This is a genomic window from Bartonella sp. AA81SXKL (genome assembly GCF_042196945.1).
Taxonomy (GTDB): Bacteria; Pseudomonadota; Alphaproteobacteria; order Rhizobiales; family Rhizobiaceae; genus Bartonella.
On the sequence record NZ_JBHIRH010000134.1, the window covers coordinates 1 to 957 of the forward strand.

The following is a 957-nucleotide window of genomic DNA, read 5'->3' on the forward strand; positions in this document are numbered from 1 at the left end:
CGCATTCAAAAACAAAGCGGTGGTGAAATACAACAAACCGCGCCTATTGATAAGGTGAAAACAACAGTACACAATATTTATCCTAATGCTACATTCGATCAAATAGAAGTTGTTGGTCCCAAAATTTCAGGTGAACTTGCTACAGCTGCTTTTACTGCGGTTATTCTTGCGGCAATTGCCATGTCTCTTTATATATGGTTACGCTTCGAATGGTTTTTTGCAGTTGGGGCAATTGTAACGCTCATCCTAGACACCACAAAAATGATTGGCTTTTTTGCTTTATTTCAGTTTGATTTCAATTTAACTGCCATCGCCGCTCTTTTAACGATTGTTGGTTATTCCATAAATGATAAAGTAGTGGTTTATGATCGAATGCGCGAAAATATGCGCCTTTATAAAAAAATGTCACTACGTGAACTAATTGATCTTTCAATTAATCAAGTTCTTATACGCTGTCTCTTTACATCCGCTACCACAGTTCTCGCTATGCTCCCTATGGCATTATGGGGCGGAAGCGCTGTTTATAATTTTGCATTTCCTATGGTATTTGGAATTATTATTGCAACATCGTCTTCAATCTTTATTGCTGCTCCTATTTTACTACTACTTGGGAATTGGTGGCGTAAAAGAAATAATCACACAAACACGACACTACAATAAAAATGCCACGTTAATTCATATATGAAATACCATTCCTCTTTTCTTATAAAAAAAGCTATAGTCGCTTTAATGAATTCATTTTTTTGAAAAAGTCATAAATATTATGCTCCATGATACGCCACTTATTACAACAATCGTTGCAGGTTTATGCTTAGCATTTCTTTTAGGAATGATTGCCAGTCGTTTGCGTATCTCACCACTTGTGGGATACTTATTAGCTGGTGTTATTGTAGGACCAAACACAGGCGGTTTTAGAATAGATTCCGGTATTATCAACCAACTTGCTGAAATTGGTGT

General features: G+C 36.4%; 1 protein-coding gene and 1 pseudogene. Both read left to right on the plus strand.

Annotated elements, in window-relative coordinates; genetic code table 11:
• The coding region (gene secF, locus ACFINZ_RS10085) for a protein translocase subunit SecF (RefSeq protein WP_375701439.1) at positions 1-660 on the plus strand (660 nt) is incomplete at its 5' end.
• A gap of 103 nt (positions 661-763) precedes the next feature.
• Positions 764-957: pseudogene (locus tag ACFINZ_RS10090) on the plus strand (sodium:proton antiporter); the annotation flags it as partial.